This is a genomic window from Nonomuraea sp. NPDC049378 (assembly GCF_055586745.1).
Map to the genome: position 1 here is coordinate 1 of NZ_JBVJHP010000046.1, position 22,602 is coordinate 22,602.

Here is a 22,602-nt window from a genome sequence, read left to right on the forward strand (position 1 = left end):
GCGCAAACTCCGCTGCTGCCCACTTCTCGCAGGTCAGCTCGTCAAAGCGATCCTCGTCCTTCAGCTCCGTGAGGCTGGATGAAAAGCATTCAATGTCTGGCGCTTTCCTCCGTATAGTCGCCGAAATAGTGCACATAGTTCGGAATCCAGTCCAGCAACTGCTTTACCACGGTTGATGTGTCGCGCTGCTGAGCGTACTCGGCCAGAGTTATCGCGGAATGGTGAAGAAACCGTCGTCCTGGCAGTCGGTCACACAGCCGCTGATACTCTCCCGTCTCGGAGATCAACTCGTGCCAGACCTCATCGACTTCTTTGCTCAACGGAAAAAAGTTCTCCTGCATGACCGACGTAATTGTCAGAAACTTCAGGCACTCATCGATCTGGAGCTCAAGTTCCGCAGCCGTCCTGTCTGAGAGCTTTTCCGTGAGGACGTTCCGCATCTGCTCCGTGAGCATGGCCGGCGTAGCGCCTCTGGCAAGGTCCATGCGCTGTATCAGGCCTCGGTCATGGACATGCAACGCACCGTGTACGCGCAGAGCACGTCGAACTTTTCCTCGACTTGGACGGCCAACTGCTCGAGAGTCATTTCTGAATCTCCTTTCGGTGTCTCCTGGCGGTTTCCAACGATCCGGCTCTGTCGCCGATACGATCGGTGATCACTATGACGACGGCGTCGGCCGTCCTTGTGACTACGGCCCATTGAAGCAGTCGACGGGCTTCAAGCCGGCTTCATCAGTCGCCACGACGGGGGCCCCGGCAAAGTCAGCAGGGGGCGAACAGCCACTTAACCGGTGAACACTGCCAGGTGCTGGACGAGGCCATTCCTGATGACCGTGATCCGCCGGCGGCCGGTCGGACCCACGAGCGGGCAACCCGCCCACGGCGCGACGGCAACACCGACCTGGTAAACCGCGACCGGCCCGCCCTTCACTGCCGGCCCGCCTCCGCGATGGGCCTCGTGACGAGCCGGGAAAGGCCGGCCCGCGGACCTGGCCGGGCACTCGCCGTACCACTGTGAGATTCGGGGCCCGCGGCGGTCGCGACGCCTGACATCAGGGGGACCGGGGTGCGGCCATGGTGCTCGTGACCCAGCTCCAGTAGTAGGCGGTGGACGTGAAGACCTCGTCGGTGGCCAGGCACGAATCGCCGCCGCTACGGCTGTCGACGCCGACGATTCGCCATTCGCCTCTGACGTTCTGCAGCAGTGGGCTTCCTGAGTCACCGTTGCACGCACCGGCGGCACCGTCGTTCCCTCGCTCGACGCACAGGTCGCCGGGGGTGATCGAGAATTCGTCACCGAAGTCGCACGCTGGGGTGGGCAGTAGCTTCGTATCGAGTTGCAGGAGTTCGCGCGGCATCGACGCGGGATCGTCGGCCACCGTCCTGCCCCAGCCGATCAGGCGTGCCGGGGTGCCGGCGTCCGGCTCCCGGACAGCCTTGATCGGCCGGGCCCGCGACGGTGTCGCCAGCTTGATCAGCGCGATGTCACCTGTGTTCTTCACGGTCGTGTCGTCCCAGTACGGGTGCGCCACGAACGCGGCCGCATCGACGATCTTGCCGCCCAGGTAGTCGTTGGAGCCCACGTTCACCTTGAAGTCGGCGGGATTCCGGCCGGCGACACAGTGCGCCGCGGTGATGACCCACTCGGGGGCGATCAACGCGCCTCCGCACCGGACGGGGGTCGGCCGCTCACCCTGGTCCTTGTACAGCAGCGTCGCGGCGAATTCATACTGCTCGGTGGCCGGGCTCCCGCCAATGAGCTGAGGGTTGTAGCCGGGGTCGTCCGCGAAGGCCTTCGCCTGCCCGCCCAAGGTGACCATTGTCGCTGCCGCGAACACGAGAATACGGCCGAACATTCTTTGTTTCATTTCTTCCTGTCCAAGTCGGACGCCACCGAGTCTGGCGCGCTGGGGGAGCATCATAGGAAGAAGTCGGTTTCACCCCGGCTTCATGGACGGCATTACCGAATGCCACGCACAGGACGCACGCTTCGCAGCCGGGGAAATACGACCTCCGGTGGCACCCACATTGACCTGGCGTCTTCTCTGGAGATATCGCGCGCTGACGAACCCTCCTCAGCCGATCACGGGCGGGCGGGTTGACCCAGAAGCGCCGTCAGTTACGTCGCTCGGTGTAGTCGGCGATGCCTCGCCTGCTGGATGTCCCAGGCCCCGGTGAGCGGAACTCTTGGTTCATCGCCTCATTCGGAACGGAGTCCTCATGTTGCATCTACTCATGGCAGGCGTTCTGGCCGCCACGCCTGTCACCGACCCTCAGGTGATCGACTGGATCGAGCAGAACTCGCGGCAGGAGATCACCAAGGAGTCGATCGGTGGGGCCACCATCGTCGGCCTGGGCGAGTCCACCCACAGCACTCACGAGGAGGCCGTGGTCAAGTTCGGCCTCCTGAAATACCTGGTGGAGGAGATGGGATTCCGCTCGATCGCGTGGGAGGAGGACTGGACGACAAGCGTGCGGGTCAACCGCTATGTCCTCACCGGCGAGGGCGACCTCGACGCGCTCATGGGCGAGCTGACGACGACGTGGCGGACCCGCGAGGTACGTGACGTGCTGGCCTGGCTGCGGTCCTACAACGCGGGCCACCCCGACCGTAAGGTGAAGTTCGTCGGGGTTGAGTACTACGCCACCCGCTCCATGGCGCACGACGCCGTCTCCTCGTACGTGGCCAAGGCCGCGCCGCATCGGCTGCGCGAGGTGCGGCGCCACCTGAAGTTCATCGCACCCCGCCACGAGAACACCCAGGCCAACCTGACCTGGTACCGCGGCGTGACGAACAAGCGGCCCTTCATCAGCCACGCCCGCGCCGTGTACAGACTGGTCGAACGGCTGCCCAAGAACGACGACCAGCAACTGGCCCTGCACAACGCCCGCCAGATTCTGTCCTGGTACGAGGCTTTCAACCTGCCGTTCGAGGACATCTACGCCTATCGCGACGCCCGCGCCGCCGAGAACCTGCGCTGGTGGCAGCACCGCACCGGCGACAAGGTCGCCTACTGGGCGTCGACCGCGCACACCGCCGCCGCCCCGGGCCTGCGGCTGACGCTCGGCGGCCCGCCACTCGTCTTCGACAACGCCGGCTCCTACCTGCGCCGCTGGTACGGCGACCGCTATCGGTCGATCGGCGTGCAGTTCGACCACGGCACGCTTGGCACCGGCTCCGCCTGCGGCGTCGCTCCCGCACTGGTGCCGCGCCCGGACCCGGGCTTCGCCAACCGCGTCTTCGGCGACGCCTTCGCCGGCAACGGTCCCGCCGAGTACGTCGTGGACCTGCGGGGCGAGGCACCGGAGGCCGTGCGTGAGTGGTTGCGCGCCCCAGCCAAGGTACGCGGCTATGCCGGCTACAACCCGGAGTTCGCGCAGAAGTCGTACATGGAGGGCGGCTCGCTGGCGCAGTGGTTCGACGTGATCGTCCACCGGCAGGTGATCACCCCCTGCCAGCCGCTCTAGGATCGGCGCCGAGCGGTCGCATCGTCTCGGCCCCATGCGGCGGCGCGGGACGCCCGCCCCGCCGAAGCCGCTACCAGCGGCGCCGACGTGACCATGCGGAAGGCGTTCGCTGTTCCCGTCGGCCACAAAACGATTTGCGTTTTAAAGGGGATTGTTGCCGCAAGGTGGTGACGCTGGTCTGAAGTCGCCGGAACGGTATGCTCGGGCGGCCGAAGTTCGAGAGCTTGGAGAATGCGTCCGTTCCGCTGTGCGGATCATGGTCCGCCACTCCTGCCCGCCTCCAAGCGGATCGCGATGAAATGTCCGGAAATTGTCCGGTCTGTGCCCTTTTCCGGGTGGAGCCGAAGGCCCATACTCTCAAGAAAGCTCCAGCGGCCGGAGGAAAGCGTTCATGAGCACGAGATCAGCGGTGTCGCGTCGTCAGGGCAGCGTCGCTGAGGACAATCTCCGCGCCGGAAGCGTCAGGGCTGATCGCCTCTGATGATCAGAAGGCCTTTTCCGGCTCCGTGACGATCTCTTCCGGAGCGTTACGGCCCGCGATCAGGACGTGTGGTGCGTGACGAAGACTTCCGCACCCAGAAAGTGAATATACGCCCGGCGTCGCGGTTGCCCCAGCCGCGGGGCGATGCCGTGGAGCACGTCGATCGCCTCCGCTGAGGGCAATCGACCGAGCCGAAGTTTCTGCACTGTTTCATGCCGAGGAATATCCAGGGAGTTGGACATGACCGCCATCAATGGCACCACTCGTTCGGCCGACGGGACCGAGATCGCGTTCACCTCGGTCGGCTCCGGGCCGGGGATCGTGATCGTCAACGGTGCCATGGACTATCGGAACACCCAGCCCACCGAGGGTGACATCGCCCGGGGGCTGTCCGGCCATCACACCGTGATCACCTATGACCGGCGCGGGCGGGGGGAGAGCGGTCCCACCGATCCGGCGCTGGCTTCGGAGGCGGCGATCCGGGCGGAGGTCGGCGACATCGCCGCGCTGATCGGCCAGGTCGGTGGTACGGCCGCCGTGCTCGGGTTCTCCTCGGGCGGGGTGCTGGCCCTGCACGCCGTGCTGGCGGGTTTGCCGATCACCGCGCTCGCGCTGTGGGAGCCGCCCTTCGTCGTCACCGACGCCCGCCCGCCGCTCGCGCCCGGCTACCGGGAGCGGGTCCAGCGGGAGCTGGCCGGCGGACGCCCCGGTGCCGCGGTCACCCTGTTCTTCGTCGAAGCCTGCGCGTTCCCCGCGGAGTCCGTCGAGGGGATGCGTGCCGAGCCCTTCTGGGCGGATCTGGAGCGGATCGCGTCTTCGCTTCCCAACGACGCCGCCGCCATGGGCGACACCATGAGCGGCGACCCCGCGGCCCTCGGGCGGTTCGCGGGGATCGGGCTGCCGACGCTGGTGGCGTACGGCGACGGCGCCTTCCCGGGGTTCGCGGAGGCGGCCCACGCCCTGGTCGGCGTCCTGCCGGACGCCACGGCTCGCGAACTCCCCGGCGAGAACCACGGCGTGTCCCCGGAGCACTTGGCCGCTGCGCTCATCGAGTGGCTGAAGCAGCCCTGACGAGGCTCGATCGCCCGTTCATACGACCCACCACCGCCAGTGCCGCCCGCGCTTCCGCACGGCACCCCATAGGGAGGCATCACCTTGGGAAAGATCCTGGTCCACGAGTTCATCACCGCCGACGGCGTGATCGACGATCCGAGCTGGTCGGCCGGCTATACCTTCACCGACGCGATGAACGAGACCGTTGCCGGCATCACGCGGCGTTGCCGCGCCATCGTGTTCGGCCGAGTCACCTATGAGGCATTCGAGGAGCCGTGGTCCACGCGCTCCAGCGCTGACGACCCGCACGCGTCCTTCTTCAACGACACGCCCAAGCACATCGTCACCTCCACCCTGAGCGAGCTGACCTGGCGAAACTCCACCATCCTGGGCCCGTACGACCCCGACGTCATCCGGAAGCTCAAGGACGAGGCCGAGGGCGACATCTTCATCAGCGCCAGCGGCACCCTGGTGCGGGCCCTGCTCGCCGATGGCCTGGTGGACGAGCTCAACCTCTTCGTCTACCCGCTGACCCTCGGCCAGGGAAGCCGTCTCTTCCCGCCCGACGCCCCGCCCCTGACCATGAGCCTGAAGGCCCACCAGGAGTTCGGGAACGGCGTCCTCCACCTGACCTACCAGCCGCTCACCTGACCGGCACTCCCGGGCAGGCGGCCTGCCTGCCCGGGGCGCCCTGTCAGCTCCAGATTCGCGCTCGTCAGGGTGCCCGGGTCTCTTCGGGCGGCGCGCCGGCGGGGGCCAGGGAGGCGCGGATGGCGGTCAGGCCATCGTCGGTGGCGACGATGATCAGACCGGTCGCCGTCACCAGGAGATCGTTGATGGTCCCGAGCCCGTCGATGGTGGCGCACCGGTGGCGTTGGGTCAGATCCCACAGGGTGACCACACCATCGTTGTGGCCGGCGGCCAGGATCGGAACGTCGCCGAGGTTGCCGATGCAGATCACCTTCGGCTTTCCCACGTCGGCCACGGGCAGGCTGCCGATCGGTGCGTTGTCCGGCAGCCGCCGCAACCGGATCCTGTCGTCGGGCGCGTACAAGGCCATCACCGGCACCCCGGACACGAGTCCCGCGGTTACCACCGTGCTCCGGCCGTCGTACGGCACGCGCCACGATTGACCGATCAGGTCGCCGGTGCGCACGTCCCAGACCGACACCAGCAGCACATCCTCCTCGTCCTCGTCGTCGTTCGTTACGGTGACGATCGCGGGAGTCCCGTCGATCATCACGGGAAGCAGCGCGTCGGTGTACATGTCGGAGTCCATCTCAAGGGTGAAGCGCCGATGCTCGCGCCGGGTCCGCAAACTCCATGCCACGGCCTGGGAGCCCCACTCACGCCGGGGGGGACGAAGTGCTGGATCGGTGTGCCCGTGTCGGCATCCCAGAGCCGGGCCGAATACATGTCGGTCGAGGCCAGCATGGATTGTCCCGTCGGCCCGTGCAGCGGTTTCCCGGCCAGGGTCGCCGCGGTCATCGTCCAGACGGGGTGGTTGTGGCCGACCGGGTGGCCCGCGGCGAGGAACGGATCCCACAGGCACACCTGCCGGCCGAATCCGGCCGCGATCAGGGTGCGCTCGCCGGGCAGCCGTACGGTGGTCATCGCGCTAGCGATGCCGGCGCCATCGACGATCACGCCGCCCAGGTCGGCCCCGGTCGCGGGATCCCATAACCGGATGGCGCCGTCCTCTGTCCCGGCCGAAGCGATCATGTGCCGTCCGTCAGGCCAGGGCATTGCGGTCATCGCGCTGACGGCCGCGGTGCCGTCCCTCCGGGCGTGGTGACCGTGTGCGGAGACGCCGGCGCTTTTGCCGGTGACCGGGTCCCACAGCCGTACCTGGCCATCCCGCCCCCAGGAGGCCAGCACGGTGCGGCCGTCCTTGAGCGGGAGCCCGGCCAGCGCATGGACGCCGCCAGGGTGGCCGGTCAGCGGCGCTCCGATCTGCTCGGCGGCGAGCGGATCCCACAACCGGATCACACCGTCGTCGCAGCCGGAGGCCATGATCACTCGGCCATCGGGCACCGGGAGTGCCACCATCGCGTTGATGGAGGCCCGGTGGCCGGTGAGGCGGGTCAGTGAGCCGATGGTGCGGTGGTTCGCCCATCGCGGCCACCACGTGGTCTCCGATCCGGGGGTGTCCGCCGGGGTGGCGTTGGCCTTTCTGGCGCCGAGCACTCGCAGCATGCGCCGCTCGGCCGGGGCCGCCTCAGCCAGCGCCTCCTGGCTCATGAGCAGGCCGGCCGCGGTCGCGGGCCGGTCCGCGCGACCCGCGTAGTGTCTGGTCACCTCATCCGCCAGGTGGTCCGGGTGGAGGTGGTCCAAGGCGTCGTTGTCGGCCAGCAGCTCGTCCATCGCGTCGCCGGCCGCGGCATGGGCCGCGAGCCGGGTCTGGATGTAGCGGTCGGCGTCGGGCCAGCCGCGTCTCGCGGCCAGATCCCGTAGGGCGGCGGCGATCCGCCGGTGCCCTGCCGCTCGTGACGCGGGTGCGGCGCCCTGGCCGCATTCGGCGGCGAGGTCGTGGTGACGGAGCCGGATCAGGCCCGGCGCATCGGCGATGACCAGCTCCTCGGCGAGCCGTAACACCTGTGCCGTTTCGGCCTCGGTGGGGCGTGCGCCGTCGTGGTGAATCGCCGCCGCCATCGCAAACCTCACCTCGGACCGGCATGCCACCGCCGAGCGCGTACCCGAGCGCGTGCAGCAGCGCGGGGGCATGGGGCGCCCGATCGGCGAGCCCTCGCAGGAGTTCCCGCCATGACCGGACCACGGCGTCGTCGTCGGTCGCGGGCAGGTGGAGGATCGTGGCCGGCCCGAGGGCCGCCACCAGGTCGGCGTTGCCGGTGGTACGCGGCCGGGTGCCGACCAGCACCCGCGCCCCGGGCTCGGCCGCCAGCCGGCGTGCCACGGTGCCGGCCACCCCAAGCGGGTCGCGGGCGGCCTCCAGCCCGTCCATGATCACCGTCACGGTGCCGCTGTCGCGGTCGGCCAGCGCGTCCGCAAGGTCGGCCATGCGATGTGCGGGCCTCGTAGGGGTCAGCGCGCCGGCCAGCCGGCGCACGCAGTCGCGTACGGACATGCCGACCAGCCCCAGCGCCACTCCGACCCCGTCCGCGATCGGGAACGTCGGCTGGTCCGGCACCTCACGGACTTCATCGAGCACCCGGCTCAGCAGCTCGGATGCTGCCGCCCCGCCGGTGACGACGTGCAGGCCGGATCCCGCGTCAGACAGCCATCGCCGGATCCGCACGCCGGGAGGACTGTTCCGCCATGGTGGACGTGGGCCCATTCTGGTCCTCCTTAGCGCTCACGTGAAATCGCCCTGCTGAGCGCAGCGGTAGTCGCTCGCCTCTCGCAGGGTCTGCATCTCGCGCCAGACGTCGGTGGCCTTGGCATCGCGGACTCTGGAGAAGATGGCCAGCGACTCCCGCCAGGCGGCTTCGGCGTCCGCGAGCCTTCCCTGGGAACGGTAGGCGCTGCCCAGGTTGAAGATCGTCATGGCCTCTCCCCGGGGGCTTGCGATGGCCCGGCACACGGAGATCGCCTCCAGGTGGTGCTTGATCGCGTTGTCGTGGTCTCCCAGGGCGGAGTAGGCGCGGCCCAGGTTCGTGATGTTGGTCGCCTGTACGAAGAGCGCGCCGCTGCGGCGATTGATCTCCAGTGCCTGCGACCAGCATTCGATCGCCGAGGCGATGTCCCCAAGGCCGAAATGGGCCTCGCCGAGGGTGTCCAGGGTGTGCGCATGGCCACGCTCGTATCCTGAGTCGGCCACCACGGCGAGTGCCTGCTCACATCGCTCTCGTGCCGTCGCGTAGTCGCGGACGTCGATGGCGTTCATGGCGAGGTTCCCGAGGACCTTGGCCTCACCACGGCGATCTTCGCTGTCCCGGATCACCGCCAGCGCCCGGAGGAGATACCGGGACGCGTCCTCCAGCCGGACGAGTTCGGACGACGCGTTGCCCATCGCGCTGAGCAGGTGTCCCTCCAGCCGCCGGTCTCCGATCTCCCGCACCGCTCTCAGGGCGACCCGGTGGCCGGCGAGCAGATCGTGGTGGTACCCGTAGTGAAAGAGGTACACCTGCAGCAGGTAGGCGATCTGACAGGCGGCGAGGTGCTCGCCGTTGTCGTGGGCCCAGGCGGGCAACGCCGTAAGCGTCTGGTGTTCCAGGTCGCACCAGGCCAGGGCCGCGGACACGTCGGCGAACACCAAGGGCTCCATCGTTTCGCCGAGCGCTTCCAGCTCGCCCAGAGGCTCTCGCATGCGACCGGGCGTGAAAGTGACGTCGGCGGCGTACATGGAGTGGATGAACCAGGTCAGCAGTCGTGAGACAGCCGCGGCGCGCGTCGAGGGCGAATCGTGCCGGCGGCTCTCCTCGGCAGCGTACGCGCGTACCAGGTCGTGCAGCGAGTAGCGGTCACCGTGTTGTTCCACGAGGTGCGTGGAGACGAGCCGATCCAGGTGCCTGCGCGCCTGCTTGACCGAGAACCCCGACAGGGCGCCGGCCGCCGCCAGGCTGAAGTCGGAGCCCGGATAGAGTGCGCTCACCCCGCGCAACATCCACGCCGCGTCCCGGTCGAGCCGCTGATAGGACCAGGAAAGGACCGTACGCAGGTCCGAAAGGGCGTCGTCGCCGCTGTAGAAGACCTCGAACCGTTCGTGGCCGTTGGCGATCTCGTTGACGATCTCGGGCAGAGTGACGTCGGGCTGCCGCGCGAGGCGTTCGCCGATGATCCGCAGCGCGAGAGGCGAGCTGTCACACAGGTTCGTGAGCGTACGGACGGTCGGATCGTCGTACGAGATCATGGTGCGCCCGGACACCCGGTTGAGCAACTCCACGCAATCTCGCGGTCCGAGCGGCGGGATGTGGATGCGGGCGGTGGCCTCGCAGGCGGCCAGGCTGCGTAGCTGGTCACGGCTGGTGACGACGACGGCGCAGCCATGTCCGGGCAGCAGAGGGCGAACCTGCTCGCTGTCCAGCGCGTTGTCGAGGAGGAGCAGCAGCCGGCTGTTCGCCGTAAGGCTACGGAACAGCGCGGACGCGACCGCCAGGTCATCGGGGATCTCTTCGGGGGCCACGCCCAGACTTCGCAGCAGCACGGCCAGGGCGTTCAACGGCTCGACGGGACTCAGCGTGCCGAAACCTCTGAGATTGACGTACAACTGCCCGTCCGGGAAGTCGTCCGCGACCGCCGAGCACCACTGGAGCGCGAGCGTCGTCTTGCCCATTCCGGCACCACCGACGATCAGCACTGACAGATGTGTCCCGGCCACTGATCCGGACTCCTTATGCAGGTCATCCAGCAAGGCCAGCTCCGTACGCCAGCCAACGAAATGCGCGGCGACGGGCGGAAGCTGCCGCGGCGTGCTGTCCGGCTCAGGCGGCTCGTCGGCGGCCATTTCAGCACCACTGCCGGCGGTCGCGGGGACGTCGCCCGCACCGATCGAAACGGCGCGGGCCGCGGTGGCCAGCTCCCTCTCCTCAGAGAGGGTCAGGCTCAGCGCCTTGGCCAGCCCGTAGACGGAAGTGCTGCGGGGGCGCCGCGCCATGTCGAGTTCGAGCCGGCGAATGGTGCGGACGTTCAGTTCGGCACGGTCGGCCAGTTGCTGCTGAGTCAGCAGTGCCCGTTCCCTATAGGCCCGCAGCAGGGCTCCCAGGCTCGGTTCGTTCCCGACCGTGGCGGCGTAGGCCTCTTTTCCTGCTTCTATTGACATGGTGTGACCCTGGGGATGGAGGTTAGAGGACACGGCCAGACCCTCGGAGGGACGGCGGCTGAGACCCATGTGTGTGGCTCGCGAGGTGGTGGACCCGACCTCGCCGCGCTCGTGCGGCGCATCCGTCTTGTGCACAGTTAATATATCTACTAGACATGTCTATGAGGGTCAACGAGATATGCTTCGTCAATGGCCCATGTGATCCTCGGTCTGCTCCTGATCGCCCCGGCGAGCTTCTACGACCTCATCAAAGGCTTCGAGGCAGGCGTCGCGCTCTTCTACAGCGCCAGCTCCGGCAGCATCAAACGCGCGCTGGGCACCCTGCTGGAGCGGGGGTTCATCGAGGTCGCAAGCGTCGAAACCGGAGGCCGGGGACGCAAGGTGTACCGCCTGACCGACGCCGGCCGCGAGGAGTTCCGCACGTGGATGATGGGGGAGCCGGCCGGGCCCGACCTTGAGACCGCGGCGCTGTCGAGGCTGTACTTCCTCGGCCTGCTCGATCCCGCCGAACGCGTCCCGGTGCTCCGCCGCATCACAGCGCGCATCGAGACCGACCTCGCGGCGCTCTCCGCCCTCGGCCGGCACATCGCCGCCGTGGACGTGCGTGAGGAGCAGCACGACATCGCGGTTTATCAGAAGGCGACTCTCGAATACGGCATAGCCTCGCACCGCTTCACCCTCGACTGGTTCACGTCGGTGGCGATGAGCGCCCCTGACGCAATGCACCGACATCGGACCGACAGCGAATAGAGCAGGGCCTCCGCGGAGGGCCCGGAGCCATGGTGACGTCGGTTATTGGACCTGCCGGAATTCCTGGATCATGGCATGCGCGGCCCGGACCAGAGCCGCGTTACTCGTGGCGGGAGCTCCGTCGGGTAGCCGGAGTACGTCTTCCATGCCGATCCGGGTGTCCAGCCCGCGAAGGGCCGCGGTGCGAAGCACGGTCCAGGCCGCTGTCTCCTCACCGTGGAGAAGGATCGGCAGGCCCGTGCCGCTGAGCTCGTTCAACAGGGTGATGGCGGTGGTTGCGGCCGTTTGCGGGTTGGTGTCGGTGACCTCCGCAATGACACGCAGCACGCGGTGTCGTTGTGGCCACGTGAGGAAGCGCCGGGCGGCTTCGGTTTCGGTGTAGATACCGGCTTCGATTCCGATACCTCGTTCCAGCAGCGCGCTCGCGACGATCGTGGCGCCGTCTTCGTGCCAGTTCACAGACGCGTGATCGGGTAGCACGGCCCAGGAGCCGACCATCGCGGCTCGCTGCCGAGCATCGGGCAATGTCCACGCCCCGGTTGTGACCCCGATGGGGACGGCTGGGACAGCCGCTCGCACGGCAGTGATCGCCGCGTCGACATGAGCGGGGTCGAGAGTGTCTTCGCCGTCGTGGTTCTTGGGGTGGAGATGGATGTCCTGAGCTCCGGCCTCGACGGCCTCACGGGCGGCCTCCGCCAGGTCCTGTGGGGTCATGGGGAGGTGGGCCGACTCGATTCGGTTTCTGGCGCCGTTCAGACAGACCTGCAGCATGTGATGCATCGTCTCAGGTGCGTGTGACACTCGCTGCCGGGCGACGGCGACGCCGGTGTAGATGCCCGGAAAAAGTCCGGGCGAGCGGGCGAATGCCCCGCTCAAGAGCCGAATCTCGCCCCTTGCCCTGGCGCGGCATCGGTGGAAAGAGCATCTTCCAGCTATACGGCGAAGTCCTCGAAGCTCGGCTCCTCCGCTCCGTCCCGGCACGGGAACTGGTCCGCATTGACATCGGCCGGTACATCGTCGATCTCTTGAACGTCCGAACGCCGTTCCTGTGGTATGTGCCGAGCCGGGCAGACCTGGCCGCAGAGAACGAATACGCCAGGGAGATCGACCGGGCCTACGATTGGTGATGGGCGACGGCCCTCCGGCCGACCGCTTCGGCCGACCACCGACCAAAATGTTCGGAATATGTCCGGTCGCAAAGCCTTGATCGGTTGCTTTCTACTCCGAAAAATGAAGGCGTATGCCTTCATGCGGTTGTCCCCAGGAGCGTTGGGAGGTCACGTGGCATTTCCGCGGGATAAACGGTGGCGGTCCGGAGTCGTCGTTTCCTGCGCTGCGGCCGTGCTCATCCTCATCGTGAGCTCAGTGGTCAGCGTGGTGATCGTGGTCACCTCCACAACGGGCACGGCAGGCGAAACGTCGGGGGCCTCTTCTCGTCAGGGGATTCGACTCGCGAGAGCGGCCGACCCTGTCTCGACGCCCACTCCGGGGACGCTCCAGGCGCCTGTGGTGCCAGTCTCTCCCTCGCCCTCCTCCCCTGTGGAATCTCACCCCGCGGCTTCACCTCACTCAAGCCCCACCTGGACGGGCAAGCCGGGAGGGGAGATCTACTACGGCACCTTCAGCAAGGACGAGTGTCGCAAGCGGGGCGAGGAAGGTCTCGCAGCACAGAAATGGTCCGCCTACTCCTGCAAGGAGCTCCTGAAGCGCGACGAGCCGCCGAAGCCCGGAGAACTCATAGAGGACCTTGAGGTGGTCGCCGGGCTCACCGCAGGCGACCACCGGCTCTGGGTGGTGGATTGGCAGTGCATGATCAAAATGGAAGACAACTGCGGCTGATCCCGCACGGGCGCCGCTATCCGCCCTGGGTGCCGACCTGCCCGTGCCAGTCGTCGATTCCGCTGGCGAGCAGATCGACCGTGCGACCCTGCTCGTCGGGAGTGGCCTCAGCCGTGACGCGTGTGAGATAGAGGTTTCGGGTCATGGTCTGCGGGAGTTTCCGGCTCACTCGCCGGATGCTTGTCGGCCACCTGCCACGTATGCATGGGTCTCGAACCCGTGGCCGAAGGCCCTTTCGATCGCCGCAATCAGGTTGGTGTGCTCGGCCCTGAACCAGGCCAGGGCCTGGTCCCGGTCCTGAAGGGACAACGGCGTCGACGCGGAGTCGGGCGGCGCGAGGCGGATGGAGTCGTCCGCCGGCTCGATCAGCGTGGCGGCGGCGTACGCGGTGTGCAGATAGTGGTCGAGGACCCGGCGCAGGGCCGCCCGTCGCTCGCTCGCGTCATCATGCGTCCTGGCGAGTTCGCCGGCGTAGACGTGGAGCAGTGCGTGCAGGCCGTAGTGGCCGGTCGCGGATTCGGTGACCAGGTTGGCGCCGGTCAGTTCGTCCAGCAACGGCTGCAGGTCATCGAGCGGCATCGCTGCCAGGCTGGCCAGGGCGGCGGCGGTCATCTGGGTCCCGGGGTGCACGCCCATGAGCCGGAAGAGGCGTGCGGCCGGCTCGCTCAACGTCCGGTATGACCAGGAGAAGACGGCGCGGACATCGGTGGCGGTGTCGGGACCCGGGAACTCGTCCGGGATCTCCCATAGGGCCTGCGGACGGTCTGCGACCGCCGCCAGAGTCTGATGAGGCTGCTGGCTCAGGCGGGCCGCAGCGACGGCGAGCGCGAGTGGCAGGTGTGCGCACCGCTCCACGATCCGCCGGGTGGCGGCGGGCTCGGCGCCGATCCGGTCGGCCCCGAGCCGTGCGCTCAGCATCTCGCCGGCGTCCTGAGAGCTGAACACGTCCAGGGCGATCGTCTGGGCACCGTCGGCGGCCACCAGGCCGGTGAGCCGCGAGCGGCTGGTCACGACCACGGTGTTGGGGGCACTGCCGGGAATCAGGGGGCGCACCTGCTCCGCGGTACGCGCGTTGTCGAGCACGACGAGCGCGCGCCGGCCGTCCATCAGCGACCGGTAGAGGGCGCTCCGGCTCTCCAGGTCCGGCGGGATGTCCCGCTCCGGCACGTGCAGGGCACGCAGGAACGAGGTGAGCACCTGCTCCGGCCTCGTCATCGGGCGGTGATCGTAGCCGCGCAGGTCGGCCCACAACTGGCCATCGGGAAACAGGTCGGCCACGCGGCGGGACCAGTGCAGTGCCAGCGCGGTCTTGCCCACCCCGGCGGTCCCGCTGATCAGCACGATCGATCCCGGACCCGGTCCCCGCTCCGTGGTCAGGCGGTCCAGCTCGGCGATCTCCCGCCTCCGCCCCACGAACACCGAGATCGGCGACGGCAACTGCCTCGGCACGGTGAGGGCCGTCGCCGAGACCTCCGGTTCGGCCGCCCCATGCCCGAGAACGGTCATCTGGAGCCGGCGCAGCTCTTCCCCGGGCTCGATGCCCAGCGTCTCGACGAGGTGCTGCCGCCCGGTGTGATAGGCCTCCAGCGCCTCCGCCCGCCGGCCACTGTGATGCAGAGCCGTCATGAGCTGGGCCCAGAACCGCTCACGCAACGGATGCCGCGTGGTCATCTCCATGAGCTCGCTCACGAGGTCGTGATGGCGGCCCAGCAGCAGGTCGACGTCGAAGCGCCGCTCCAGCGCCCGCAGCCGCCGCTCCACCAGCTGGTTCGCCTGCTGTTCGAGAAAATCGGACGGGATGCCCGCCAGCGGTCTGTCGCGCCACTGGGCCAGCGCCTCGGTGAGAGCGGCTGCCTCCATCTCCGGATCCGAGCGTCCGGCGGCCACCTCCGCCTGCTCCAGCCAGTATCGGAACCGCCCCAGATCGAGCCGCTCCGGCCGAACCTCTATGAGGTAGCCGTCGGCGCACGTGACGATGGCGGCTCCGCCCAGCAGCGTACGAGCCCGCGACACGATGAGCTGCACGGCCCGGCGCGGCGCCTCCGGCTGGTCGCAACCCCACACCGCGACCGCGAGGTCCTTGTTGGACACCGGGCTTCCCGCCTTCAGCGCCAACGTCGCCAGCAGCGCCCGCTGCTTGGGAGAGCCGACCGGCACCAGCCGGCCTCGCACATACACCTCCAAAGGCCCCAGCACATTGAATGCGAGATCAGTATCTTCGAACACCATTGAACCTCATGAATCCACGGCGCCGTCGCCGGCCTGCCGTCGGACCCGACCGTCGAAGAAATAGCCGACTGGTCTTCGATAATCACGGTCGGCAGGTCTGCCGGGCCGTATTGAAACCTGTGCTCCCCGTATTCATCATGGCGCAGGTCCGGTGGGTTCGACCACCAATTCGACCGGACATTCACAAGACTTGTTGCGGGCACCGCACGGGCGCGCGGGACCGTCAGTCGGCGTTGCCGCTGATGACGAGCGCCCAGCACAGGACGCCGAACGCCACGGTGGTGGTGATCGTACGGACGAGGTTGTAGCCGGACCACCTCGCCTCGTCGAACTGGCGGCGCACCTCACCGAGGTCCGCGATCCCGGCCGGATCGCCGGCCGCCTTGATGGCCTCGTTGAGCGGCACGTTGACGGCCATCGTGATGCCGAAGGTGATCAGGTAGAGGACGAACGCGGTGATCAGCCAGGGCAGCACCGAGCGGACGTCCTGCGCGAAGTGGAGCACCGCCGCCAGCCCGGTGAAGACCAGCGCACCCATGAAGGCCATCATGAACCAGGGGTTCATGATGGCGCGGTCGATGGCCTGAAAGGCGCTCACGAAGGTACGGTCGTCCGTGCGGGCGAGGCCGCGCATGATGGTGTGCTGGTAGAGCCCGCACACTCCCGCCACGAGGCCGGTCGCCATGGTCGCCGCGATGAGCACGGCCGTACGCAGAACAAACATTCTTCTTGCCTTTCGCATCACGCATATAAAGTGTCAGAAGTCGCGGACGCATTCGTCAATTGATAACGCCCGCACCCGCTCGCAGTGGCCTGAAGCGGCGATGAAACGGGTCCGAAACCCGGCTCTTCTTACATCAGGCGGCTCAGAACCGAGCGCGCGCGGGCCAGGCCGGGCTCATAAGCCTCGGGCAGGTCCACGGCCAGCGACTCGTACAGCGCGACCGCCTCCTCCGCCGCCGTACGGGCCTCCACATGCGCGCCGGCGGCCGAGTGGACCTCGGCGAAATTCAGCAGTGCGCTCGCGTGCCCGCCGCCGAAGCCAGCCGGATGCCGCGCGGCCGGCAGCCGGTACAGCTCCACCGACTCCGCCGTGGCCGCCAGCGCCTCGGCGTGTTCACCTCGCCGGGATCGTATGAGGCCGTGGTCGGTCAACGCCAGAGCGAGGTCTCCGGCCAGACGGTGCGGGCCGAGCTGGTGGAGGCGCCGATAGACGGTCAGGCATCGCAGCGAGGCGGCCAGGGCCTCCTCCTCGTACGGGCCCGTTCTCGATGCCTCGCTAGGGTTCGTTCTCGACGCCGACACGCACAACGTGTGCAGCGCGAGGCCGAGAGTCCGCTCGTGCGTCTCGGGGTCGGTGGCCGCGAGGGTGGTGAGCAGGGTGACGGCCTCCCGCGCGGCCTCCACCGCCTCCTCCTGACGGTTCAGGACCGCCAGGTCGCACGACATGTTGTTCAACGCCAGCGCGAGTTGCGGGGCGGCGTCCTGGTTACGGCGGGCGATCTCGACGGCCTCGACGCTCGCCGCCAGCGCCGCCTCGGGCCGGTTCAGGTCATGCAGGTCAACGCCCAGGTTGTCGAGGCTGACGCACAAGCTCAGCTCGGCCTCGCGGACCTCCTCGCGGAAAGCGGCGAGGTGATCGTCCCGGATCTCATCGTCGAACTCGATGGTCTCGATGAATTCCTCGTCGAGTTCCTCGTCATCGAAAAGGTCATGGACTTCGCTCAGCCCGCCGTCGTCGAAAAGGTCCCTGCCCATCGGCTGACCACCCGCGTAGAGAGCTTGCTCCTCATCCGAATCGGGAAACAAGCGCTCGAACCGGTGCCGGCGGTCCAGCGCCCGAGCCGCGAGTGCGCGATCGAGCTCCACGGCTTCCTCGTCGGCGGCCACCGCCTCTCGCCACCGACCTGACCGTTTCAGGCCGATGGCGACGTTGTTCAGCGTGATGGCCAGGGCGCGCAACCCGTAGAAGTCGTCGTCCCCATCGACCGACCGCCTGCACACGTCCACGCGCTCGATGAAGGCCGCGTACGCCTCCTCGTATCGCCCGACCTCCGCGAAGGCGTCGCCCAGCCGCCCCAACGCCTCGCAGAGCCGGCTCGTGACGAGCCAGTCCAGCTCATCACCGGTGCCGTGGTGACCGCGCCAGATGTTCACCGTCTCAGCGGCGGCGCCGACGGCCTCGTCGAAACGGCCGACGCCGGTCAGGCAGTCGGCATATTGGGCGAGCGCGTACGCCAGGGTGTAATCCTTGGGCCGGCCGGGTTTGCCGTCCGGTTGCCGCCGGATCTCCCGGACCGCCTCTGCCGCCGAGTCCAGCGCTTCACCGTGCCGCCCGAGCCGCACCAAGATGCGGATGAACATGGTTCGCGCGTCGTTCGCCAGGTCAAGGGCGGACGTGTCCATGATCGCCAGGCGCAGGCCCACCGCCTGCTCTTCCTGTTTGATCGGCAGCACTTCCTCGTAGCGCCGCAACTCCATGAGAACGTCGCCCAGAGAGCTGAGCGTGTGGTGGTAGTCGTCCAGGACGTCGCCGACGGCCTGGTCATCCGCTCGGTAGACATCGGTCGCTTCGAGATAGGCCAGCCGCGCGAGCGAGTACCAGCCTGGGTGCTCCAACTCGGCGCCGAGCCTCCGCAACGGCTGGGCCAGCGCGTACGGCATGGGCCAGGCTTCGCGGGGCTGCCCGCGCAGAGCCTCGATCTCCTCCATGAGGACGTGGGCGTATCGCAGATCGGGGCCGTCGGGTAAGCCGGGATGTCGAAGCAACATCTCCGAATTGATGCGATTCTCCACCATGGTCGGGACAGTAACGCGGTTTCCCACGACACAAGCCCGGTGCCCCGCAAATGTCCATCGCATGCCCTCGCGATGTCCTCACCTGCGCTCATAGTCTCTGTGCGGACGTTGAGCGCTTGTCTCCGCCCGAAACCGTCGGCATGTCCGACCGATCCGATCATCGGGGATCTCGACACCAAGGGAGCCGGCTGGCCATGGGGACACGTGAAGACGGCTCAAGCGCGGTGCCCGGGTTACGGCTCGCCGTCCTGGTCCTGCTGGTGGCCACGGTGTTCGGCGGGCTCGGCCTGAGCGCCTTCTCCCTGGGCGACGGGGGAGTGCGGCATGCCATGGAGACCGCGTCACCGCAGGATGTCGACGTCAAGGTCGCCGGATTCATCAACGCGGAGAACTTCACCACAATTGACCGCATCGTCCGGGAGCAGGCGGACTGGGCCTTGGGCGGCGAGCCCCGGCAGGTGACCACCTTGCTCCGCTCGGACGGCTACGCCATGCCGGGCCAGGAGAACGTGCGATACCGGCGGCCGGAACGGCTCAGGTTCGACAGTTTCGACGGGTTCCAGCAGCATGCCAGGCTGGTGTCCGGTTCCTGGCCGCGCTCGCGCACCGAGCCGATCGAGGCGACGATCTCCCAGGCCGCCGCCTCGTACACCGGTCTGACGACCGGGCAGGTGTTCACCACGGTCGGTCGCATCGACGCCAAGCCGGTGAAGGTCAGGATCACCGGGGTGTTCGTGCCGGAGGACCCGCGTGGCCCACGCTGGGCCGCCGACCCGATGTTCGGCCCCGGTGTCCAGCGGGACGGCTACACGACGTACGGCCCGCTCATGGTGGACCAGGCGACCTTCCTTGACAACTTCGCAACGACGGTGGACGCGACCTGGACCATCACCCCCGATCTGCGCGGCATGTCGCTCGGGCGGCTGCATGAGGCGGCCACCCGGCTGGCCGGCCTGCGGGAGCGGTTTCAGGCGAGCGGATGTCCCGACTGCGCGCCGTTCAGCGCCCTTCCCGAGTCGCTCGCCCGGCAGGAGGCAGGCGCTTCGGCGGCCCGATGGACGGTCCTCGGCCTGACGGCGGCCCTGGCCCTGGCGCTGGTGCTGCTGCCCAGCCCCGGGCAGAGCAAGCCGCACCCGGGTACGGAGGTGCTGGTCGCGTGCTGCGCGATCGTCGGGCCTTTCGCCGCCCGGCCCCTGCTCACCCTGGCCGGCACGCTGCCATGGTGGCCCGCCTCAGGGCTGCGGCCACCGCCGCCGGGCCTCGATGTGGGGTCGCTCCTGCCGGCGATGGCGATGGCGCTGCTCGCGGCGGTGCTCCTGCTCGTCGAGGTCAAGGTGCCGAGACCGGGTAGGGCGGCGACCGCCGCCGCCGTGGCCGCCGCGGTGGCCGTGGTCGCGGCCGGAGGCGCGGCGACCTGGCGTACGTCCCAGATGGATCAGGCGGCCCACCTGACCGGAGCGGATCTGCGGCTGACCGGCCCCGCCGCGGGCGGCAAGCCGGACGTGCTGGGCCGTGGCACGGCCTTCGCCGCGCTGCCCGGCGTCACCGCCGCCGTGCCGGGCCACCGCGACCGCACCGAGGTCGACCTTCGGCGCACCACGCTCCTGGGCATCGACGCGGACCACCTTGCCGAGGTGATGCGGCTACGGCCCGGCCTGTCGGACCGTAGTGTCACCCAGATGGCGGCCGCGATGGCCGCCGGTCGTCCGAGGATCGGCGCCCTGAACCTCCCCGGCACCCCTCGTACGCTCACCGTCGAGACGGAGGCGCCCGCCGACGCCGACCCGCCGCGGTTGCGCGTGGTGCTCTCCGACGCGCTCGGCGTCTGGCACCACCTGCCCGTCGCACCGCTGCGCGAGGGCACCACGAAGGCCGACGTGGACCTGGCCGGTCTGGCGGGGCCGGGCGGCCAGATCGCCTATCCCCTCGCCGTCCGTGGTTTCCTGGCGGACTCGACCGACGACTCCCCTCATGTGGTCACCGTGACCGTGCTGAGCGCCGACGGCCGGCAGGTGGCCCTGACGCGGGATCAGCGCTGGTCGGAAGGCGCGCAGGACGGCGGAGGGCTGTTCTCGCTCAAGGTGAATGCCGCCGCGGCCGTCGTGCGGCCGGTGCCGGTGGACGCCTCTCCTGACCGGCCGCTGCCCATCGTGCTCACGCCCGAGCTGGCCACCTCCGCGAAGCTCACCACGGGCGAGACCGGCTTCATGGCTCTGGGCCGGCAGCGGGTGCGGGTTCAGCTCGCCGGTGTCGTCGAGCACATGCCAGGCATTCCGCTCAATGAGCCCGGCGCTCTGGTGGACCTTCCGTCCTTGCAGGCGTGGAATCTGGCGTCGGCACGCCCGCCACTGCCCACCCCCGACTGGTGGCTCGCCGGGGACGTGAGCGGGGTCCGTGCGGCGGTGGCCCAAGCCGGCTGGGACGTCACGGTGATCGACCCGCGGAACCTGATGGCCGCGCCCCCCGGCCTGCTGCCGGGAGCGCTCGCCCTGGTCCTGGTGACCGGATTGGGCCTGCTGTTCGGCGCCTTCGCCGGGAGCCGCGGACGGGTTCTGTGGTCCGCCGGGGGCCTGATGGTGGGACTCGTGCTCGGGATCGGGCTCTACTACGCCGCCGTGCCCTGGCTGGTGAGCGGATGGCAGGGCGGAACCCTCGCGCTGGACGTCGTACCGGGCTTCCTTTGACGGCTTCGCCCCGCTGCCGCTGTCGTGACGCGATCGAACGCCGGGATGAGATCCCGGCGTTCGATCGAACCGCATCACCGTGGCTGAAGCGGTGGCCTCGGCGCAGGGCTGGCTGATCTTTCAGCGGAGCATGAGCACGGCGTTGTCGGTGCGGGCGAAAAGATGCCCGTCCGTGAGGACGAAGGGGGCCGCGACCTCGTCATATCCCGCCACCTCGCCTAACTTGTAGAGGACGTCCGCCGCCGACCACGTGGTGGTCTCCTCCAAGGCGATGCTCCATCTCGGGTCGCCGGTGCCGGCGTCGAAGCCGTGCAGGCCACCGTTCTCGATGGCCACGTGCAGCACGTCTCCGGCGAGCAATGGCGCTCCCACCATGGACGTGGCCAGGCGTCTGCTCCATCGAACGGTCCCGGTGACGAGATCCAGCGCGTCGATCCGCTTATCGGCCTGGCAGTAGGCCAGATCGGGCCCGAAGATCGGCGCTCCGATGTGAGGCTCCAAATAGTCGTCAACCCCCTCCAAGGCAAGTGTCCGCTGCGGTCGCCCCGTCCTCAGATCGAGGCCGACCAGCTTCGTTTCGTCCGGGAGATCGGCACCATGCACCCGGTAATGGCGTATCCACACGAGACCGCGTGCCCAGACGGGCGGACCCATGACCAGCACGGCGTCCGGGTTGGCACAGGGCGGTATCTGGGCGCACGCCGGTTCGTCATCTCCCCAGATCTCCCAGCGCAGAGCGCCGGTGCGCAGGTCGAAGGCATGCACCCCGCTGTCTTCGTGGCGGTGCGGCTCATACCCCTCGGTCACCAGCAGCATGTCCTCCGCGATGGTGGGATGGACGTTGAGCAGGGCGTACGTGTGGTCGCCGGATCGCTCGTCGGCCTGCCAGAGGAGCCGGCCCGAGGCAGCGTCGCGCGCCATGAGCCCAAAATCGGTTGCCAGAAGCAGGTCGTCGACCACGGTGGGTCTGCCTGCTCCTTCGGACTTCCACCTCAACCGTCCGTCGCCTCTGTCGCACCCGAAGATCTCCTCACCTGTGTCGATGATGACCAGGCCGCGAGTGAGAGCCGGGGGCCGCTGCAAGCGCAACCCACCCCAGTCGTCGTGATCCAGGGGGTTGGCGCAGTGCTGCCGGATCCACAGCCGATGGCCTGTGCCGAGGTCGAAGGCGCAGGCGTTGCCCTCGGCGTCGCTCACGTACATCACCCCATCGGCGGCAGCCGGAAGCGAAGGGCTCGCAGGAGTGGAGAACCTCCTTACCACCTGCGGTTCGCTGACGATGCCCGGACCGGCACACCGGCCGGTGCGGGCCAGATCGCCGTGGGGCACGGTGCCTACGGTCACGCTCGATGACCTCCGTATCGGGTGAGGGGGTTGAGAAGAAAGACCTATTCTCCTTGCACGCCCGGCAACGCCGAACCAGAGAAACGGCCCAGTCCACCGACTGGGCCGCCCTCTCTACTGCGTGGTGCCGCCGGTCATCACTGAGTGTTTTCCAACCTGAAGCCGCAGGTCGCGGGCATGCTGCGCGGAAGAGCTTGATCGACAAGTAGAAGAGCCCCTGGTAGAAGGGTTGTCGA

The 22,602-nt window shown here is 68.4% G+C and carries 18 protein-coding genes; 7 read left to right on the top strand and 11 right to left on the bottom strand.

What is annotated here, in order from left to right; all coding sequences use genetic code 11:
- Positions 1-89: 89 nt before the first annotated feature.
- Positions 90-485: a hypothetical protein gene (locus ACZ6SA_RS48700; RefSeq protein WP_465836264.1), complete on the bottom strand. Its 396-nt coding sequence runs from the start codon at positions 483-485 to the stop codon at positions 90-92.
- Positions 486-1,052: 567 nt separating this feature from the next.
- Positions 1,053-1,856 carry a S1 family peptidase gene (locus ACZ6SA_RS48705; protein WP_465836266.1) on the bottom strand — a complete coding sequence of 268 codons (804 nt, stop codon included), beginning with the start codon at positions 1,854-1,856 and terminating at the stop codon, positions 1,053-1,055.
- A gap of 364 nt (positions 1,857-2,220) precedes the next feature.
- Between ACZ6SA_RS48705 and ACZ6SA_RS48710 the strand changes: the two genes are divergently transcribed.
- The 3 genes from ACZ6SA_RS48710 (at position 2,221) to ACZ6SA_RS48720 (ending at position 5,653) form a co-directional block, all read left to right on the top strand.
- Positions 2,221-3,468: an erythromycin esterase family protein gene (locus tag ACZ6SA_RS48710; RefSeq protein ID WP_465836268.1), complete on the top strand. Its 1,248-nt coding sequence runs from the start codon at positions 2,221-2,223 to the stop codon at positions 3,466-3,468.
- Between the two features lie 721 nt (positions 3,469-4,189).
- Complete coding sequence (locus ACZ6SA_RS48715) at positions 4,190-5,020, top strand: alpha/beta fold hydrolase (protein WP_465836270.1); 831 nt, start codon at positions 4,190-4,192, stop codon at positions 5,018-5,020.
- Between the two features lie 84 nt (positions 5,021-5,104).
- Positions 5,105-5,653 (top strand): dihydrofolate reductase family protein, encoded by a 549-nt coding sequence (locus tag ACZ6SA_RS48720; protein WP_347643583.1) that lies wholly within the window; start codon positions 5,105-5,107, stop codon positions 5,651-5,653.
- A gap of 64 nt (positions 5,654-5,717) precedes the next feature.
- Here the strand turns inward: ACZ6SA_RS48720 and ACZ6SA_RS48725 are convergent, their stop codons facing one another.
- The 3 genes from ACZ6SA_RS48725 to ACZ6SA_RS48735 form a co-directional block, all read right to left on the bottom strand.
- Positions 5,718-6,281 carry a hypothetical protein gene (locus ACZ6SA_RS48725; protein ID WP_465836273.1) on the bottom strand — a complete coding sequence of 188 codons (564 nt, stop codon included), beginning with the start codon at positions 6,279-6,281 and terminating at the stop codon, positions 5,718-5,720.
- The gene (locus ACZ6SA_RS48730) at positions 6,242-7,654 is read right to left on the bottom strand and encodes a WD40 repeat domain-containing protein (RefSeq protein WP_465836275.1); all 1,413 of its coding nucleotides are present in this window, start codon (positions 7,652-7,654) and stop codon (positions 6,242-6,244) included. Before ACZ6SA_RS48730 ends, ACZ6SA_RS48725 begins: the two co-directional genes overlap by 40 nt.
- A 661-nt stretch (positions 7,655-8,315) precedes the next feature.
- Positions 8,316-10,721 (bottom strand): ATP-binding protein, encoded by a 2,406-nt coding sequence (locus tag ACZ6SA_RS48735; protein WP_465836277.1) that lies wholly within the window; start codon positions 10,719-10,721, stop codon positions 8,316-8,318.
- A 189-nt stretch (positions 10,722-10,910) separates the two neighbouring features.
- On the opposite strand from ACZ6SA_RS48735, the gene ACZ6SA_RS48740 reads away from it, so the two are divergent.
- Positions 10,911-11,471 (top strand): PadR family transcriptional regulator, encoded by a 561-nt coding sequence (locus ACZ6SA_RS48740; RefSeq protein ID WP_465836280.1) that lies wholly within the window; start codon positions 10,911-10,913, stop codon positions 11,469-11,471.
- Positions 11,472-11,513: 42 nt separating this feature from the next.
- On the opposite strand, the gene ACZ6SA_RS48745 is transcribed toward ACZ6SA_RS48740, so the two are convergent.
- Entirely contained in the window at positions 11,514-12,242 is a 729-nt protein-coding gene (locus ACZ6SA_RS48745) for a 3-keto-5-aminohexanoate cleavage protein (protein ID WP_465836282.1), read from the bottom strand.
- Between the two features lie 122 nt (positions 12,243-12,364).
- Between ACZ6SA_RS48745 and ACZ6SA_RS48750 the strand changes: the two genes are divergently transcribed.
- Positions 12,365-12,598, top strand: coding sequence for a hypothetical protein (locus ACZ6SA_RS48750; protein WP_465836284.1), 234 nt, complete (start codon positions 12,365-12,367; stop codon positions 12,596-12,598).
- 214 nt (positions 12,599-12,812) lie between these two features.
- A complete protein-coding gene (locus ACZ6SA_RS48755) occupies positions 12,813-13,310 on the top strand; it encodes a hypothetical protein (protein WP_465836286.1) in 498 nt (165 codons plus the stop codon).
- 16 nt (positions 13,311-13,326) lie between these two features.
- On the opposite strand, the gene ACZ6SA_RS48760 is transcribed toward ACZ6SA_RS48755, so the two are convergent.
- The 4 genes from ACZ6SA_RS48760 to ACZ6SA_RS48775 form a co-directional block, all read right to left on the bottom strand.
- Positions 13,327-13,479, bottom strand: a complete 153-nt coding sequence (locus ACZ6SA_RS48760) for a hypothetical protein (RefSeq protein ID WP_347643590.1) — start codon at positions 13,477-13,479, stop codon at positions 13,327-13,329.
- Positions 13,476-15,482 (bottom strand): AfsR/SARP family transcriptional regulator, encoded by a 2,007-nt coding sequence (locus ACZ6SA_RS48765; protein ID WP_465836288.1) that lies wholly within the window; start codon positions 15,480-15,482, stop codon positions 13,476-13,478. Before ACZ6SA_RS48765 ends, ACZ6SA_RS48760 begins: the two co-directional genes overlap by 4 nt.
- Before the next feature lie 280 nt (positions 15,483-15,762).
- A complete protein-coding gene (locus ACZ6SA_RS48770) occupies positions 15,763-16,263 on the bottom strand; it encodes an anthrone oxygenase family protein (protein ID WP_347643592.1) in 501 nt (166 codons plus the stop codon).
- 128 nt (positions 16,264-16,391) lie between these two features.
- Complete coding sequence (locus tag ACZ6SA_RS48775) at positions 16,392-18,338, bottom strand: tetratricopeptide repeat protein (RefSeq protein ID WP_465836291.1); 1,947 nt, start codon at positions 18,336-18,338, stop codon at positions 16,392-16,394.
- A gap of 194 nt (positions 18,339-18,532) precedes the next feature.
- Between ACZ6SA_RS48775 and ACZ6SA_RS48780 the strand changes: the two genes are divergently transcribed.
- On the top strand, positions 18,533-21,022 hold the full coding sequence (locus tag ACZ6SA_RS48780; RefSeq protein ID WP_465836293.1) for a hypothetical protein: 2,490 nt from the start codon (positions 18,533-18,535) through the stop codon (positions 21,020-21,022).
- A 120-nt stretch (positions 21,023-21,142) separates the two neighbouring features.
- Here ACZ6SA_RS48780 and ACZ6SA_RS48785 read toward each other — a convergent pair whose 3' ends face one another.
- Entirely contained in the window at positions 21,143-22,366 is a 1,224-nt protein-coding gene (locus tag ACZ6SA_RS48785; protein ID WP_465836295.1) for an outer membrane protein assembly factor BamB family protein, read from the bottom strand.
- Between the last annotated feature and the right edge of the window lie 236 nt (positions 22,367-22,602).